18 protein-coding genes and 1 riboswitch are annotated in these 16,150 nt (G+C 73.0%); of the genes, 13 read left to right on the top strand and 5 right to left on the bottom strand.

Translation table 11 applies throughout. The features are described from left to right. The first annotated feature begins 223 nt into the window (after positions 1–223). From MKK75_RS22120 to crcB, 9 genes are all read left to right on the top strand, one after another. Positions 224–1,099 carry a DUF58 domain-containing protein gene (locus MKK75_RS22120; protein WP_244044663.1) on the top strand — a complete coding sequence of 292 codons (876 nt, stop codon included), beginning with the start codon at positions 224–226 and terminating at the stop codon, positions 1,097–1,099. Positions 1,100–1,138: 39 nt separating this feature from the next. After that, complete coding sequence (locus MKK75_RS22115) at positions 1,139–1,615, top strand: DUF4381 family protein (protein WP_244044667.1); 477 nt, start codon at positions 1,139–1,141, stop codon at positions 1,613–1,615. Positions 1,616–1,643: 28 nt separating this feature from the next. Beyond that, a complete protein-coding gene (locus tag MKK75_RS22110) occupies positions 1,644–2,666 on the top strand; it encodes a VWA domain-containing protein (protein WP_244044666.1) in 1,023 nt (340 codons plus the stop codon). A gap of 223 nt (positions 2,667–2,889) precedes the next feature. Continuing rightward, positions 2,890–3,819: a VWA domain-containing protein gene (locus MKK75_RS22105; RefSeq protein WP_244044662.1), complete on the top strand. Its 930-nt coding sequence runs from the start codon at positions 2,890–2,892 to the stop codon at positions 3,817–3,819. Positions 3,820–3,832: 13 nt separating this feature from the next. After that, the gene (locus MKK75_RS22100) at positions 3,833–4,753 is read left to right on the top strand and encodes a tetratricopeptide repeat protein (RefSeq protein ID WP_244044661.1); all 921 of its coding nucleotides are present in this window, start codon (positions 3,833–3,835) and stop codon (positions 4,751–4,753) included. Positions 4,754–4,986: 233 nt separating this feature from the next. After that, the gene (locus tag MKK75_RS22095; RefSeq protein WP_244044665.1) at positions 4,987–6,216 is read left to right on the top strand and encodes a hypothetical protein; all 1,230 of its coding nucleotides are present in this window, start codon (positions 4,987–4,989) and stop codon (positions 6,214–6,216) included. 113 nt (positions 6,217–6,329) lie between these two features. Beyond that, entirely contained in the window at positions 6,330–6,755 is a 426-nt protein-coding gene (locus MKK75_RS22090; protein ID WP_244044660.1) for an EF-hand domain-containing protein, read from the top strand. A 176-nt stretch (positions 6,756–6,931) separates the two neighbouring features. Further along, positions 6,932–7,441: a hypothetical protein gene (locus MKK75_RS22085; protein ID WP_244044659.1), complete on the top strand. Its 510-nt coding sequence runs from the start codon at positions 6,932–6,934 to the stop codon at positions 7,439–7,441. 48 nt (positions 7,442–7,489) lie between these two features. Next, a riboswitch (Fluoride riboswitch) is annotated at positions 7,490–7,562 on the top strand. Between the two features lie 83 nt (positions 7,563–7,645). Then, positions 7,646–8,035, top strand: a complete 390-nt coding sequence (crcB, locus tag MKK75_RS22080; protein ID WP_244044658.1) for a fluoride efflux transporter CrcB — start codon at positions 7,646–7,648, stop codon at positions 8,033–8,035. A gap of 115 nt (positions 8,036–8,150) precedes the next feature. Here the strand turns inward: crcB and MKK75_RS22075 are convergent, their stop codons facing one another. Beyond that, positions 8,151–8,981: a pyruvate, water dikinase regulatory protein gene (locus MKK75_RS22075; protein WP_244044657.1), complete on the bottom strand. Its 831-nt coding sequence runs from the start codon at positions 8,979–8,981 to the stop codon at positions 8,151–8,153. A gap of 474 nt (positions 8,982–9,455) precedes the next feature. On the opposite strand from MKK75_RS22075, the gene MKK75_RS22070 reads away from it, so the two are divergent. From MKK75_RS22070 to MKK75_RS22060, 3 genes are all read left to right on the top strand, one after another. Next, the gene (locus MKK75_RS22070; RefSeq protein ID WP_244044656.1) at positions 9,456–10,586 is read left to right on the top strand and encodes a uroporphyrinogen decarboxylase; all 1,131 of its coding nucleotides are present in this window, start codon (positions 9,456–9,458) and stop codon (positions 10,584–10,586) included. 7 nt (positions 10,587–10,593) lie between these two features. Then, on the top strand, positions 10,594–11,025 hold the full coding sequence (gene hemJ / locus MKK75_RS22065) for a protoporphyrinogen oxidase HemJ (RefSeq protein ID WP_244044655.1): 432 nt from the start codon (positions 10,594–10,596) through the stop codon (positions 11,023–11,025). A 96-nt stretch (positions 11,026–11,121) separates the two neighbouring features. Next, positions 11,122–11,469, top strand: a complete 348-nt coding sequence (locus MKK75_RS22060) for a lysozyme inhibitor LprI family protein (protein ID WP_244044654.1) — start codon at positions 11,122–11,124, stop codon at positions 11,467–11,469. Between the two features lie 88 nt (positions 11,470–11,557). On the opposite strand, the gene MKK75_RS22055 is transcribed toward MKK75_RS22060, so the two are convergent. Genes MKK75_RS22055 through MKK75_RS22045 form a run of 3 tightly spaced genes read right to left on the bottom strand, consistent with a single transcriptional unit; the run spans position 11,558 to position 14,089 of the window. Further along, entirely contained in the window at positions 11,558–11,965 is a 408-nt protein-coding gene (locus tag MKK75_RS22055; protein WP_244044653.1) for a type II toxin-antitoxin system HigA family antitoxin, read from the bottom strand. 1 nt (position 11,966) lies between these two features. Next, on the bottom strand, positions 11,967–12,953 hold the full coding sequence (gene hisG / locus MKK75_RS22050; RefSeq protein ID WP_244044652.1) for an ATP phosphoribosyltransferase: 987 nt from the start codon (positions 12,951–12,953) through the stop codon (positions 11,967–11,969). Beyond that, positions 12,950–14,089, bottom strand: coding sequence for an ATP phosphoribosyltransferase regulatory subunit (locus MKK75_RS22045; protein WP_244044651.1), 1,140 nt, complete (start codon positions 14,087–14,089; stop codon positions 12,950–12,952). Before MKK75_RS22045 ends, hisG begins: the two co-directional genes overlap by 4 nt. Positions 14,090–14,479: 390 nt before the next feature. Here MKK75_RS22045 and MKK75_RS22040 point away from each other — a divergent pair, with 390 nt between their 5' ends. After that, entirely contained in the window at positions 14,480–15,766 is a 1,287-nt protein-coding gene (locus MKK75_RS22040; RefSeq protein WP_244044650.1) for a histidine-type phosphatase, read from the top strand. 137 nt (positions 15,767–15,903) lie between these two features. Here MKK75_RS22040 and MKK75_RS22035 read toward each other — a convergent pair whose 3' ends face one another. Next, entirely contained in the window at positions 15,904–16,146 is a 243-nt protein-coding gene (locus tag MKK75_RS22035; protein ID WP_244044668.1) for a hypothetical protein, read from the bottom strand. Positions 16,147–16,150 lie beyond the last annotated feature (4 nt).

Genomic DNA, 16,150 nt, shown 5'->3' with positions numbered 1-16,150 from the left:
GGGGGAGGGTGGCCCCCGAAGGGGGTCGGGAGAGGGGCAGCGCGACGGTGCAGAATTGAACGCCGGCCTTCATGACGGTCGCGTCGCTTCAGGAAGCCGGGTTCCCCCCTTGCGGGACTTTGTCCCGACCCGACCAGGCATGACGGCCGGCCCACCCTCCCCCGCAGAGGGGGGAGGGAGAGGCGGTGCCGACAGCGGCATCCATCTCTCGGGCGAGGCCCTGATGGGCCTGCGCCACCTCGCCCGGCGGGGCTCGGCGCCGGCGACCCGGACGCTGGCGGGCCTGCCGGGCGGGATCGTCACCCGCCGCCGCGGGCGCGGCTCCGAGCCGGAGGATGTCCGGCTCTGGTCGGAGGGCGACGACCGCCGCTTCATCGACCGCAACGCCACGGCCCGGACCGGGCAGCTGCACGTGCGCACCCACCACGACGAGCGCGACCGCGCCGTGGTGCTGCTCGCCGATTTCCGGCCCTCCATGCTGTTCGGCACCCGCCGGGCCCTGCGCTCGGTGGCGGCCGCCGAGGCCCTGGCGCTGCTCGGCTGGCGGATCGCGGCCGATGGCGGCCGGGTCGGCCTCGCGGTGGCGTCGGCGGGTGCGGCATCCCGGGCGCCGACCGTTCTGCGGCCGGCGGGCGGCGAGCGCGCCATGATCGCGGTGACCGGCGCCCTCGCCCAGGCCCACGCGGAGGCCCTGGAGACGCTGTCGGCCGCCCGCGCCGAGCCGGAGCCGCCCCTCGAGGCGACGCTCGGCCTCGCCCGCAGCCTGCTGCCGGCCGGGGGACACCTCGTCGTCGCCAGCGCCCTGGACGATCCCGGCCCGGGCTTCGATGAACTCCTGACCCTGCTGGCCGAGCGGATCGCCATCCGGCTGATCCTGGTGAGCGACGCCTTCGAGCGCGCCCGGCCGCCGGGCTACTACCCCTTCGCGCTCGCGGACGGGCACCGCGGGACCGCCCTGCCGGCTGCGACGGCCACCGGAGAGGCCGAGGCCCGGCTCGCCGAGTACGCCCGCCGCGGCATCGCGGGGGTGCGCCTCGACGTCGAGACCGGGCCGGAAGCCTATGCACCGCTGATGGAGCGCCTCGATGCGGTGCTGTGAGGCCGGATCGCCCCCATGGATACCTAGATGGACGCGGCGATGAACCCCGCCGCGATTCCCGTCGAGACCCCGCTCGGCCTCGATCAGCTCCGCGGCCTCCACCTGCCCGGCGGGGCCGCGGGGGCCGTGCAGGGTGAGATCGTCGCCGCCGCCCTCCTGGGCTTCCTCGCCGCCCTGCTGGTGGGGCTCGTCCGCTACGGGCGCGGCCGGTCCCGGGCCACCGTGCGCCGGGCGGCGCTCGCCGAACTCGCCCGCAGCCGCGGCCTCGCTCCGGAGGCGCGGCTCCTGGCCCAGGCCCGCCTGCTGCGCCGCCTCGGCCGGACGCTCGGCGGCGACGCCGAGACCCGGGCAACCGGCGCGGACTGGGCCGCCCGCCTCGACGGGCTGTTCGGGACCACGTTCTTCACGCGGGGCGCCGGGCGGGTGCTGGCCGACGGCCTGTACCGTCGGCAGGCGCCGGACCTCGACGCTCTGGATGCCGAACTCGGCCGGCTGATCGGGCGGCTGCGGGCATGAGCCACCGTCGATGAGCAGCCTCCTGTCGATGAGCAGCCTCCTGCCCGCCTGGCTCAGCGCCCTCCTGTCGGCCTTCGACCTCGCGGCGCCCTGGGCGCTGCTGGCCCTGCCGCTGCCGGTGCTGGCCGCCCGCCTGATCCCGGCCGAGCCCGAGGGCGGCAGCGGGGCGCTGCGCGTGCCCGGGACGCTGGTGGGCGCGGGGCGCTCCGGCGCCGACCTCGCCGCCCGCGGCCGGCGCCGGGCCGCGCTCACCTGGACGCTCTGGACCGCCCTCGTCGTCGCGCTCAGCGGCCCGCGCCTCGTCATGCCGGCGGCGGCGCTGCCGGCCTCGGGCCGCGAGATCATGATCGCCATGGACCTCTCGGGCTCCATGGAGCGGCGCGACTTCGCCCTCGACGGCGAGACCGTGACCCGGCTCGCCGCGGTCAAGCGCGTCGGCACCGACTTCATCCGGCGCCGGGCCGGGGACCGGATCGGCCTCGTGATCTTCGCCGACCAGGCCTACGTGGCCGCCGCCCCGAGCTTCGACACCGCGGCGGTCGCCCGGGCGCTGGACGAGGCGACGATCGGGATCAGCGGCCGCTCCACCGGGATCGGCGACGGGCTCGGGCTCGCCCTGCGGCGGCTGGATCCGCGGGACACCGGGGGCGAGGCCGAGCCCCAAAAGGCCGCGAAGGCCGTGATCCTGCTCTCGGACGGCGCCAACAACGCCGGCCAGACCACCCCCAAGGACGTGGCCGAGCTCGCCAAGGAACTCGGCATCAAGATCTACACGATCGCGCTCGGCCCCCGCGACATGGCCGACGCCGACGGCGAGCAGGACGTGGTCGATACCGAGACCCTGCGCGACATGGCCCAGGCGAGTGGCGGCGAGGCGTTCCGGGTGCGCACCACCGACGATCTCGTCCGGGTGGCCGACGCCATCGACCGGCTGGAGGGCGGCCGGGCGCTGGCCCCGCCCCTGCCGCTGCGCCGGGACCTCTGGCCCTGGCCGGCCGCCCTGGCGCTGTTGAGCGCCGCCGCGCTGCTCGCCAGCCGGAGGGGGGCGTGATGGGTGTGGCGTTCACGGCCGGGTTAAGTTCGCGCGCGGCCCCTTTCCCGGGCGCATGCAGCGTCAGCGGAATGCGATCTGGGATCCAGCATAAGACGTCGCGAAGCGTCGACTGGGATCAATCTGTGCCGCTCGCGCGGCGCGTCCCGTGCTGGGTCCCGGATCAGGTTGCGCTGACGCTCCACCTGTCCGGGACAGGGCGCGCCATCTCGGGTTCAGCCCCATGAGCGCCCTCGACGCCGTCGCGCTCCTGCGCCCCTGGTGGTTCCTGGCGATTCCCGTGATCGTCCTGCTGGCGCTGCGCGCCGCGTCGCGTTCGGCGCCGCTCGGCGACTGGGTCCGGGCGATGGATCCGGCGCTGATGGCCCACCTCGCCCGCACCGGCGCCGTGCTGGGCGGACGCCGCCAGGCGAACCTCGCCGCGGCGCTGGCCGCCGGGCTGATCGCCCTGGCGCTGACCGGCCCCGCCGTGGAGCGGATGGACGGGCGCACCTTCCGCAACCTCGACGAGACGGTGATCGTCGTCGACCTGTCGCGCTCGGTCGCGGAGGGCGGCAACCTCCAGGGCGTCCGGCAGGCCGCCGCCGCGGTCGCCGAGGCGGCCGGAACCCGAGCGGTCGCCCTCGTGGTCTATGCGGGCGACGCCTATCTCGCCGCCTCCCCCACCACCGACCGCGACAGCCTCGGCACCACCCTGTTCGCGCTGGACGCCGACACGGTGCCGGACCGCGGCTCACACCCCGAGCGCGGGCTGGCGCTCGCCCGCCGCACCCTCGCGGAGGCCAACGTGGTGTCGGCCGACGTGGTGCTGATCAGCGACGGCGACGGCATCGGCGAGGCCGCCACCCGCGAGGCGCGCGCCATCGCCCAGCAGGGCTGGCGGCTCCAGGCCCTGTTCGTCCCCGCCGACAAGCCGCTTCCGCAGAACGCCCCGAAGCCCGACCGGGCCGCCCTCGACGCCCTCGCCCGGGCCGGCGGCGGCACGGTGGCCGACATCGCGGCTCCCGGCCCGGTGCTCGACGCGGTCGGCGCAGGCCTTGCCCAGCACCTCGCGGCGGGCGGCTATGGCGTGCTGGCCTACGCGGATCTCGGGCGCTGGCTGCTGCTGCTCGCGGCCGTGCCGGCCCTGATCCTGTTCCGCAGGAGCGCATGATGAGGAGCGCCTGATGCGGCTGACCCTCCCCGCCACCGGCTTCGCCGCCCCGCTCCGGGCCGGCCTGCCCCCGCGCTGGCGGCAGCTTGCCCGCATCGCCGGTCTGGCGCTCGCCGGCCTCGGCCTCCTGGCGCTGCTCGCCGTCTCGCAGCCCCGGACCGGGTTCGGGCGCCTGCTGATGGGGATCGGCCTGCCGGGGCTTGCCGCCGACATCTTCGCGGATCCGGCCTGGCACGCCGCCGCCCTCTACGAGGCGGGCCGCTACGGCGATGCGATCGCCCTGTTCCGCGCCGGCGGCCGCCGGGCGAGCTACAACCTTGGCAATGCGCTCGCCAGGTCCGGCGACCTCGACGGGGCGCTCGCGGCCTACGACGAGGCCCTGCGCTTCAACCCCCGCGACGCCGACGCCCAGGCCAACCGCTCGCTGATCGCCCGGATGCGGGCCGAGGTGATCGACCGCGGCCCCGGCGGCGGCATCGCCAACGGCACCGCCCAGTACGGCGCCCGCTACAACAACACCGGCAACCAGGACGAGAACAACGACATCAACGCCGCCTCCAGCGGCGAGGGTCTGGCCGGCAACAAGGAGTCGAACGCCAGCGCGTCGCTGCCCGGCAACAGCAAGGTCGCCCGCCGCGGCAAGGCCGAGCAGCAATCGATCGACACCGGCAAGGGCCAGGCCCGGGGCTCGGCCGGCGACGCCGCGGGCCGCGGCCGGACCGGGGGCGGCTCCGCCATGGTGGCCGAGGCCCCCGAGCGCGAGGTCCGCCGGGTGACCAAGAGCTTCGAGGCCCACGAGATCCGCCCGGACCGGCTCTGGCTCCAGACCCTGCCGGACGATCCGGGCCGCTATCTCAAGCTGCGCCTGCGCGCCGAGCAGACCCGCCGGGTCGAGGCCGGCACCGCGATTCCCGCCGGGAGCAACCCGTGGTGATTTCTTTTGGGGTTTTGGGGCTGCGCCCCGGTGCGGAGATGCGCCAATCCCCTCCCCCCTGTGGGGAGGGGTCAGGGGTGGGGGTGGTACAGGAGGCACCGCTGCGCGCGATCCTGCACCACCCCCACCTCCGGCTCCTCTCCGCAAGGGGGAGGAGAGAGCCCAACGGCCAACGACATGCGAACAGCGGAGCCCTTGCGCATCGGAGGGGGACGCGTGCCTGGCACCTCGCCCTGTTCCTCGCCCTCACCCCCCTCCCCGCCCAGGCCGAGATCGAGCCCGGCGACCTGACCCTCACGGTCACCGCGGAACGCAACGGCAACAGCGCCCCCTATCCCCGCGAGATGGTGCTGTTGAAGATCCACGGGGTCTACAAGCAGCCGATCCTGCTGGAGGAGGTGGTGCAGCCCTCGCTGGCCAACTTCTCCTGGACGCAGCTCGGCCGAGACCACTGGAGCAAGGCCAAGCTCCCGGACGGCCAGAGCGCCATCGCGTTCGACCGCACCGTGGCGATCTTCCCGCACCACGCCGGCGACTTCACCATCGAGCCGTTCATCCACAAGCTCACCGTCAACGATGTCGGCGAGCGCCGGGTGGTCGAGGTGCGCTCGCAGCCCATCCCCTTCCCGGTGGCGCAATGGACCGCCCCCACCGGCGGCCCGGACGCCAAGGAGCCCTGGTGGCTGCCCGCCCGGGACGTGTCCATCACGGATTCCTGGAGCCCCGATCCCGAGACCATCAAGGTCGGCGAGACCGCCCGCCGGATCGTCACCCTGGAGGCCCAGGGCATGGTGGCCGAGGGCCTGCCGCCCCGGCCGGTGATGCGCACCCGCGGCATCATCACCTTCGCGGGCCCCGTCACCCGCGAGACCCTGCTGACCCCCTCCGGCCCCGTGGCGCGGGCCACCTACCAGTGGGACGTGAAGCCCGGCGTGCCGGAGATCATCCCCCTCGACGCGATCGCGATCCCCTGGTTCGACACCAACACCCGGACGATGCGCGAGACCGAGATCCCCGCCCGGCAGATCGGCGGCGGCCTGCCCGACCGCGAGACCGAGCGCGCGCCCCCGCCGATCCCCGCCCCGCTCACGGTGGCCGCCGCGGCGCTCGCCGCCTTCGGCCTCGGGCTGGCGCTGATCGGCTTCGGCCTCGGCCGGCCGACCCTGCGCCCGTCCGCACCGGCCCGGCGCCGCCTGCGGGCGGCGGCCCGCGCCGGTGACCCGGCCGGCTTTCGCGCCGCCCTCGATGCGGCGATGCGCGAGACGCCGGACCTCGCCCGGATCTGGCGGGCGCGGCCCGAACTCGCGGCCGCCTTCGCGGATCTCGACCGATCGGTGTTCGGCGTCTCGGGCGCGGCCGGCCCGGATCTGCCGGCCCTGGCCCGCGCCCTGTCGCGCGCCCGGCCGGTGGCCGCGGCGCCCGGCCCGGACCGGCTTGCCCCCCTCGACGGACCGGCCCGCTGAGCGCGGCCGCGCGGGGTTCCTCGATCCGCGTCTTGTGAAGGGCGGCCCGGGAACAGCGCGCGCGGTTATGATTTGGGTCGCCGGCGCTGATCGCCATCGGAGACCTTTCCGCAATGCCCATGACCCTGACCCGACCCGTCCTCGCCGCGGCGCTCGGCGCGGCCCTCGTCCTGCCCGCCGCGCTCTCGACGCCGGCCCTCGCCAAGTCCTCCGGCGCCGAGCGCACGCTGAAGATGGTCGATACCGACAAGGACGGCACCATCGACCTCGCCGAGGCTCAGGCGGCCGGCGGCAAGGTTTTCGACGCCGCCGAAAAGGACAAGGACGGCACCGTCGACGCCAAGGAGCTGAAAGGCCGGGTCAGCAAGAAGGACCTGAAGGCGGCCGACAGCGATTCCGACGGCACCCTCGACCGCAAGGAATACCTCGCCCTGGTGGAGAGCCGCTTCAAGGCGGCCGATCCGGACGGGGACGGCAAGCTCGACGCCAAGGAACTCAAGACCCCCGCCGGCCGCAGCCTGCTGCAGCTCCTCAAGTGACAACGGCCTGATCCGGGGCCATTGCACAGTTCCTAGGCAAGTACTATTCCTGTGCAATGGCTCACGTTCTAGGCAGGCATCAATATTTTGCACGATCTTGTGTCATCTGAGCGACTTCCATAGGTTCCCAGTATCCGGACGCACAAGAACCGGATGAACCATCAGGGAGGAGCGCGATGGCACGCGCGAACGACGTCAAGGACCGGTTCCGCGCGCGGCTGCAGGAAGCCGATGCCAGGAGCAATGCGTTCCGTAAAAAGCTTCTGGACGAGGGCACACGGGCACTGCAGCCGGTGATGGGCGTCCTGAACCTCATGGCCGAGGTGCTCAACGAGGCGGACAACGTCCACGGCAGCATCACGGGCCTGGAAGCCAAGATCGATCAGGACAACTTCATCAGCCTCTGCGCGCAATTGCGCGGGACCGATGCGGAGCAGAAGATCAAGATCAAGTACGGGCCGGAACTCGGCGGCAGCAACTTCATCTCGGTCTCGGGCCTGAACCAGCGCTACAACGAGCGCCTCATGCCGGGCGCGGCGCGCTGCGCCAGCGGCCGGACGGTCGGCAGCGACATCCAGCTCGACGAGCACCGGGGCGACGAGCTGGCCGAGGTGGTCCGCGAGGTGGTGGAGGATTTCTACGCCGCCCAGATCGCGCAGCGCAGCCACTTCGCCTTCGCAGGCTGACGGGGCGGGAAAACCGCATTCCCCCGTCGGCGATCCTGCGCTAAGCCTGTCCCCGATGGGGATGGAGCTCCCCGACAACCGCCCGGCCTCGCCAAGCCGGGCTGATGGCTCCTACCGCACGGGCGCGCCCTCCGCCGTCCGCGGTGGGGCCTTGCGCCGAAGCCGCGACGTGTGAGGCCGCCCGACCGAACAGGAAGGGCAGGCATGATCAACACCCTCATCGTCATCCTCGGGGCCGGGCTCGGAGGCGGGGCGCGGCACGGCGTCAACGTCGCGGTGGCGCGGCTGATGCCGGGCCTCGGCTTTCCCCTGGCCACGCTGATCATCAACGTGCTGGGCTCGTTCCTGATGGGCGTGCTGGCCGAGGGCTTCGCGCTCCGCGGCGCGGCCGGCCACCCGGCCCGGCTGTTCCTGACCACCGGGATGCTCGGCGGCTTCACCACCTTCTCGACCTTCTCGCTCGACGCGATCAGCCTGTACGAGCGCGGCGAGACCGCCATGGCCGCCCTCTACGTGCTGGCCTCGGTCGCGGCCGGCCTGCTCGGCCTGGTGGCCGGCCTCGCCCTGGTCCGCGCGGTCCTGAGCGGCAGCTGAGAAGGTCCGGTTTCGAAAGGTCGAGACCTCTCGCGGGTCCCGGGCAGAGTCCTGGTGTCTCGGGGGCTCTGCCCCCGAACCCCTGCCAAGGGGCTCGCCCGTTGGGAACCCCGTTTCAGTCTGCGATGAACTTCAGGCGGTGGTCGCGGTAGAGGTCGACGATCGCGGCTGCGGTCTCCTCGATCGAGCGGCGGGTCACGTCGATGGTCGGCCAGCGGTTCTTGGTGAACAGCCGGCGCGACATCGTGATCTCGTCGGCCACCGCCGAGCGGTCGACGTAGAGCGAGGACTCGTCGGCGTTCAGGCTGGACAGCCGGTTCTGCCGGATCTGCACGATCCGCTCCGGCGAGGCGAACAGGCCGACCACCAGGGGCTTGCGGGCGCGCTCGATCGCGGGCGGCAGCGGCATGCCCGGCACCAGCGGTAGGTTCGTGGTCTTGAGGCCGCGGTTGGCGAGGTAGATCGAAGTCGGCGTCTTCGAGGTCCGGCTGACCCCGAGCAGGATCACGTCGGCGTCCTCGAGGTCCTCCGGCAGGTTGCCGTCGTCGTGCGCCAGGGTGAAGTTCATCGCGTCGATGCGCTTGAAGTACTCGGCGTTGAGCATGTGCTGGGCGCCGGGCCGGGCCGTGGTCTCGGCGCCGAGATAGGCGCGCAGCAGGTCGTGGACCGGCCGCAGCACCGACAGGCAGGGGGAGCCGGTCTCGCGGGCGACCTCCTCCAGCCGCTCGCCGAGGTCCCCGCCCACCAGGGTGTAGAGCACGAGGCCCGGCGCCGCCCGGATCTCCGAGATCACCCGGTCGAGCTGCGCGGCCGAGCGCACCAGCGGGTAGACGTGCTCGATCGCCGACACGCCCTCGTATTGGGCGGCGGCCGCCCGGCCGACATTGATCAGCGTCTCGCCGGTGGAGTCCGAGACGAGGTGGAGGTGGAAATAGCTGCGGCCCATCCGATCGCCTCTGCGGTCGTCTTGCGCGGGGCCCACGTTGTCCACCGCCGGCCGCCAGGGGAGTCGATGAGTGTGGATAGGATGCCCTGCCGGGCCGGTCCAGCGTCAGGCGATATCCGGTTATCGACTCCGCCGTTCACAGGCCGTTGATCGGGCCACGCGGAATCCGGGCCCGTGGGAGAATCCGGGACGCAATCGGGGTGCGCACAGGACTCGGCGTTGCCAAGCCGCTGACGGACCGTCCGGTTCTCGCAAGTTGGAGCAAATCCTTTAAAGCCTCGTTAACGGCGCGGCGGCGGGGACGGCCTGTGGACCTTTTTGCGACCCCGAACCTCGGCCCCCCAATAGAAAAAACAGAGTCCTAGAATCTCTCTTTTCTTTTCGAAGGGGCCTGTGTGGGGATCGGTGCGCCTCAACTCGACAGGAGGCGCGCCGACGGGCATGCGGGATGGGACGAGCGGGGATGGAGCGCAGATGACGGGGACGCCGCAGGGAAAGCGCACGGTGCTGCGTGTCCTCGAGGGAGAGGCCATCGGGCCGCCCCCCGCCTGGATGATGCGCCAGGCCGGCCGCTACCTGCCGGAGTACCGGGCGACCCGGGCCGAGGCCGGCTCGTTCCTCGACCTGTGCTACAGCCCGGACTTCGCCGTGGAGGTCACCCTTCAGCCGATCCGGCGCTTCGGCTTCGACGCCGCGATTTTGTTTTCGGACATCCTGGTCATCCCCCACGCGCTGGGCCAGGACGTGCGCTTCGTGGAGGGCGAGGGGCCGCGCCTGGACCCGCTCGACGGGCGCGCGGCGTTTTCCCGCCTGCGCGAGGCCGGCGACCCGGCGGTGATGGACCATCTCGCTCCGGTCTTCGAGACCGTGAAGCGGCTGCGCACCGAGCTACCCGGCGAGACGACGCTGCTCGGCTTCTGCGGCGCTCCCTGGACGGTGGCGAGCTACATGATCGGCGGCCGCGGCACGCCGGATCTCGCCCCCGCGCGGGCCTTGGCCGAGGGCGACACGGCCCTGGTCGACACCCTGATCGACCGCCTCGTCACGGTGCAGACCGACTACCTCGTGCGCCAGCTCGAAGCCGGCGCCGACGCGGTGCAGATCTTCGAGTCCCATGCCGGCACCCTGCCGCTTGCCGTGCCGACCCCGGGCGGGATCGTCGAGCCGGTCGGCGACGTCGCCGAGAGCGCCCTGCCGGAGGCGACCGCCGCCGACGCCCTCACCCGCTGGTCGCTGAAACCCATCGCCCGGATGATCGCGGGCGTCCGCGCCCGGGTGCCGGGGGCCAAGATCATCGTGTTCGCCCGCGGTTCCGGCCTCGACGGCCATGCCCGGGTGGTGCCCGAGACCGGCGCCGACGCCGTCGGGGTCGATTGGGGCGTGGACCTGAAGGCCCTGCGCGCCCGGGTCCCGGCCTCGACGGTGACGCAGGGCAACCTGCATCCCGATACGCTGATCGAGGGCGGCGCGGCCCTCGACGCGGCGGTGGACGCGGTGCTGGCGGCGACGGCCGGCCTGCCGCACATCTTCAACCTCGGCCACGGCATCACGCCGCAGACGCCGGTCGCCCATGTCGAGCGCATGCTCGCCCGGCTGCGGGGTTAGATCGGCCTTGCTGTACGACTGGATCAAGGCCGGGCACGTCATCAGCCTGATCGCCTGGATGGCCGGCATGCTCTACCTGCCGCGGCTGTTCGTCTATCACGCCGGCCTGCCCCCGGGCTCCGAGGCGCAGTCCGCGACCTTCAAGGTGATGGAGCGCCGCCTGCTCAAGGCGATCATGAACCCCGCCATGATCGCCACTTGGCTGTTCGGTTTGACGCTCGCCTGGATGAGCGGCTTCTACGCGAGCCCCTGGCTGCAGGCGAAGGTCTTGCTGGTGCTGGCGATGTCGGGCATCCACGGCTGGCTCGCCCGGATGGTCAAGGATTTCGCCGCCGACCGGAACACCCGCGCGCCCCGGTTCTACCGGATCCTCAACGAGGTGCCGACGCTCCTGATGATCGGCATCGTGATCCTGGCGATCGTCAAGCCGAGCCTCTGATCCGGGGATCCTGTGATCGATCCTGCTGATCCTGCGCCCGATTCACCACGCTGCGGCGCCGGGGGAGCCTTTCGCCCGGCGGCTCGTTCTCCGGCCATGTCGAAGTCGTTCCCCATCGCCCTGGTCCTGAGCGCCCTGGCGTTCAGCCCCTCCGCCCACGCGGCGAGCTTTCCCTGCGACAAGGCCGCGGCGCCCGACGAGAAAGCGATCTGCGCGCATCTCCCCCTCAACGACCGGGACGTCGAGATGGCGACCCGGTTCGAGATCCTGAAGGCGGTGCTGCCGATGGGCGGCCAGACGAAGTTGCGCGAAGACCAGGAAACCTGGCTGACGGAGCGCCGGACCTGCGGCGGCGACGTCGTCTGCCTCACCGCGGCCTATGACGGGCGGCTCAGGGTGCTGCGCGGGGTGCTGTCGGAATTCGCCAAGCAGGGGCCGCAGTAGAGATCCACGAAACCGCCGCCCAAATCGCGTCACGCCGGCCCAATCTCGTGGGAGGCCGTATTCTCAGCCGATCCTCCGCGCCGGATCCCTACAGATCGAGGAACATCTCCGCCGGGAATGCAAAGCGCGCGCTCAAGGCTCGGGCCTGACGGACGTCGATCTGACGCTTCCCGCTCAGGATCTCCGAGACGACCGATCGCGGGCCTACCTCCGGCAGATCGCCCTGACCGAGCCCGCGTTCGTCCATGATGGCGTGCAGTGCCGCGGCACCGGTGACCTGCGGCATCGGACGATGCGCCTCGTCGTAGGCCTCGATCAGGTCGCCGATGCGCGAGGCGAGAACCGCCAGGGGATGATCCTCGTCCTCGCCCACGAGACTCAGGATCTGGTCCATGGCCTGGACCAGCCGATCATACTCAACGCCGTTCGCCGGGGCGGTCAGCAGGGGCGCGACGTGCGGCCAATGCGCGACGGCCTTCTCCACGAGGGTGGTCATCTCACAACCGCGCCAGCAGCCGCTCCACCAACGGGTTCTCGGCCGCGAAGGCGTAATCCACCCGCCGCACCGTCACGGCCCGCGCGCCGGCCTCGACCAGCGCGCCGGCCAGCTCGAACACCGCGCCCTCCGGGCAGCGCAGCACGATCTCGCCCTCCGGTCCCCGCGGGGCGCCGTAGGGCAGCTCCGCCTCGTGCAGGCCCGCGATGCTGGCGAGGTCGATCGAGCCGCTCTCCGGCAAGGCGGCGCGCACCTCCCGGGTGGTGCGGGCGCGCTCCTCGGCGGCGATCCGGCCGAGCACCGTGCGCAACGCCGCCCGCTGGCCCTCGCCCCAGGGCGCCTTGAGCGAGGCCACGAGATTCGCCTCGGAGCGCAGGATGACCCCATCCTCCAGCACCTTCAGGGCGTTGGCGGAGAGTGTCGCCCCCGTGGTGGTGATGTCGACCACGATCTCGGCTGAGCCCGCGGCCGGCGCCCCCTCGGTGGCGCCCAGGCTCTCGACGATCCGGTAATCGGCCACGCCGTTCTCGGCGAAGAACCGGCGGGTCAGGTTCACGTACTTGGTGGCGACCCGCAGGCGCCGCCCGTGGCGGGTGCGCATCCCGGCCGCGACCTCGTCGAGATCCGCCATGGCGCGCACGTCGATCCAGGCCTGGGGCACCGCCACCACCACGGTGGCGTTGCCGAAGCCGAGCGGCGTCAGCAGCTCCACCTGGCCGCGCACGTCCGGCAGGGTCTCGCGGATCAGGTCCTCGCCGGTCACCCCGAGATGGGCGGCCCCCGAGGCGAGCTGCGCGGCGATCTCGGAGGCCGAGAGGTAGCGCACCTCGACATCCGGCACCCCGAGGAGCTTGCCCCGGTAGTCGCGGGCGCCGGCGCCCTGCGCGAGCTTCAGCCCGGCCCGGCCGAAGAACGCGCTGGCGTTCTCCTGAAGGCGCCCCTTGGAGGGGACGGCGAGGATCAGCGCGCCCGAATCCGAAAGACTCATCGGCCGGCTCCCGCCACGCGCTCGATCCAGAAGGTGCAGCCGACCGCCGGCAGCGGTACGGGGCTGCCGAGATGGCCGAGCAGCCCGTCGTAGCGGCCGCCGCCGACCAGGATTGGGCCGTCCCGCTCGGTCACCTCGAAGATGAAGCCGGTGTAGTAGTCGAGGTTGCGGGCGAAGCCGCCCTGGAAGCGGAACCGCTCGATCGGCAGGCCCCGGGCCGCGATGAAGCCGGTGCGCTCCTCGAACAGGTCGAGGGCGGCCGTCAGCGCGTCGTGGCGGATGTTCGCCGCGGTGACCAGCGCCCGCAGGTCGCGCGCCGCCGCGTCCGGGTGGCCGGCGATCGCCCGGTAGCGGTCGAGCACGGCGCGGTTCTCAGGATTGAGCCCGGCCCCGCCATGGGCTTGCGCGGCCGCCTTGGCGAGGAACCGCTCGGCGATCTCGCCGGCGCTGCGCCCACCCACCGCCGAGATCCCGGCGATGGCCAGCACGTCCTCCACGAAGGCGCGCACGCCGCGCGGGTCCTGGCCCTGGATCGCCGCCAGCAGGCCGGCATGCGGATCCTCGGGCCGCGCCCCCGCGCCGTTGGTCACGGCGTCGAGCGAGCGGCCGGCGGCCAGCGCCCGGAGCGTCCGCCTTTTGGCCGCGGGCGGCACCGCGAGCCCGTCGAGGAGCGCCACGGTCAGGCCCATATCGCCGAGCCGCACCGCCGGATCGGCCCGGCCGAACAGCGCGAGGCCCTCGAGGGCGAGGCCCAGCACCTCGGCATCCGCGGCCGGCGTGTCGGTGCGCCCGATCGACTCGATCCCGGCCTGGAAGAACTCGTCGGGCTCGTCGGCGGCCAGCCGGAAGACCGGGCCGCAATAGCTGTAATCGGCCGCCCGCCCGTCGGCCTCGGCCCGGTGCAGGCGACAGACGGGAATCGTGAATTCCGGCCGCAGGCACAGCTCGGCCCCGCCCGCATCCTGGGTCACGAAGATCCGGCGGCGGATATCCTCGCCCGACAGTTCGAGGAACGGCTCCAGCGGCTGCAGCACCGGCGGCGTCACCGGCCGATAGCCCGCCGCCTTCAGATGGGCGGAGAGCCGCGCGCGCGCCGCATCCCCCGCTCCCGTCTCGCCCGCCTCCGGTCGTGTCATCGTGTTCACCTCGCGGGCGCTCTGTAGCAACCGCGGCCGGGCTTGGCGACCATCGGCGACCGTGGGCGAGTGCGGGCCCAGCGCTCCGCACGGCCGGGCTGCCGGCGATCTTCGGCACCGCGGCAGGGGCAGCCCGGCGACGGGCCGACGCGATGCCTTCATGGCGACGGCTGCGAGCCATATTCGAAAGACATGATCCGCTTTGACAAGAAAAATCACCCGCCAAGAGCGATTATCAAGTCTCCTGATGACGAATTCACGGCTAAGAAGCGGGGCGCGTCATTCGTTCACCAGCTGGACTTGCTCGGGATCGAGACGGATTGCCCTGGCCCGAAGACTCGATCCATGGTCCGGATCCTCGGATCACTCCGTGAAGGATGTGCGGATACCGTGCGGGCTCGACAAATCCCCTCTGCTCCCGGCCGGCCGCGACGCCTCGGGGTCGCCGTCCTGACCGGCCTCCTCGCGACGCAGGCGCCCGCCCGGGCCGAGCCGAAGCTCGAACGGGTTGTGATGGTCGCCCGCCACGGCGTGCGCGCGCCGACCGCAGCGGCGACCGTGCTGGAAACCAGGACCGGTCGGCCCTGGCCGCCCTTCCCGATCGAACCGGGCGAGCTGACGCCGCACGGCGCCGAGGCCCTGGCGCGGATGGGGACCTACCTGCGGAGCCTCTATACCAGGGCGGAGCTGCTGCCCGAGACCGGCTGCCCGGCGCCGAACGTCGTGCAGGTCTGGGCGGACGCCGCCGCAAACCGCACCCGCCGGAGCGGCCAGGTCCTGGCCGACGCCCTCGTTCCCGGATGCGGCCTCGTGGCGCGTCACGGGCCCGTGGGCGCCCTCGACCCGGTCTTCGACAGCGGGCGCGTCTGCCCGCTCGATCCGGCTGAGGGCCTGGCGGCGATCCAGCGCAGGATTGCGGGCGGAACGGCGGTGACCGACAAGGCGTCCGAGAAGGCCATCGCGGCCCTGAAGCGGATCCTGGGCCCTGACGCCTGCAAGGCGGTCCCGGCGGCCTGCCTCGACGGCCCGAGCACGCTCGTCGCGACGCCGACCGGGCCGAGGATCGAGGGCCCGCTGGCGCTGGCCGCCACCGTGTCGGAGAATCTGCTCCTGGAATACGCGGAGGGCCTGCCGGCCGAACAGGTCGCCTGGGGCCAGGGCACGCCCGAGACCCTGGCGGCGCTGCTGCCCGCCCACCGGCGGGCGGCCGACCTCCTGCGCCGGACGCCCGAGATCGCCGCGTTCCGCGCGGCGACGCTGCTGCGGATGCTCGCGGACCTGCTGCAGGGTGAGGCGCCCCGGGGCCTCGGCGTACCGCCGCTCGGCGCGCGCGCGCGGCTCGTGGTGCTGGCCGGCCACGACACCACCCTGTCGAACCTGTCGGGTGCCCTCGGCCTCGGCTGGTCGCTCCCGGGCCAGCCGGATCCGACCGCCCCCGGCGCGACGCTCGTCTTCGAGGTCTGGCGCCATGCGGAGAGCGGTACGCGGACCATCCGGATCCGGATCTTCGCCCAGACCCTCGATCAGCTGCGCTCCGCCCGGTCGCTCGGCCCCCAGGACCCGCCGGTCTCGCTGCCGCTGACGATCGGGATCTGCCCGGCGCGGGACGGCGGCTGCGATCTGGAGACGTTCGCCACAAAAGTCCGAGCCGCCCTGCCGTCGGTTTGCCTGCGATAGAGCCAAGTCCCGGTTTCGAAAGGTCGAGACCTTTCGCGGGTCCAGGGCAGAGCCCTGGTGCCTGGCGTGACCGAAGTCTCAGGGGCTCCGCCCCCGAACCCCTGCCCAAGGGCTCATCCTTGGGGAACCCCGGACTTTCAGAGCGGGCGGATGCTTCCGAGCCGTGCCCCGCGGGCCCGGCGGCCCGGCTTGCGCCGGGTCAGGGCGCTGAGCGCGGGGGCTGCGGCGACGCCGGCGCTGAGGATGGGAGCGCTGCCGGTGCCGGGCGTGGCGAGAGCCACGGCGCTGGGCAGCCGGCCGGGGATCGGACGGGCCGCCGCGGCCGGCGCCGCGCAGGCGAGGAGCAGGGCGGCCGACAGGATCAGGGTCTCAGCACGCATCCCC

It is taken from the genome of Methylobacterium sp. J-030 (genome assembly GCF_022829545.1).
Taxonomy (GTDB): Bacteria; Pseudomonadota; Alphaproteobacteria; order Rhizobiales; family Beijerinckiaceae; genus Methylobacterium.
This window is presented reverse-complemented; position numbering and strand designations above follow the sequence as displayed.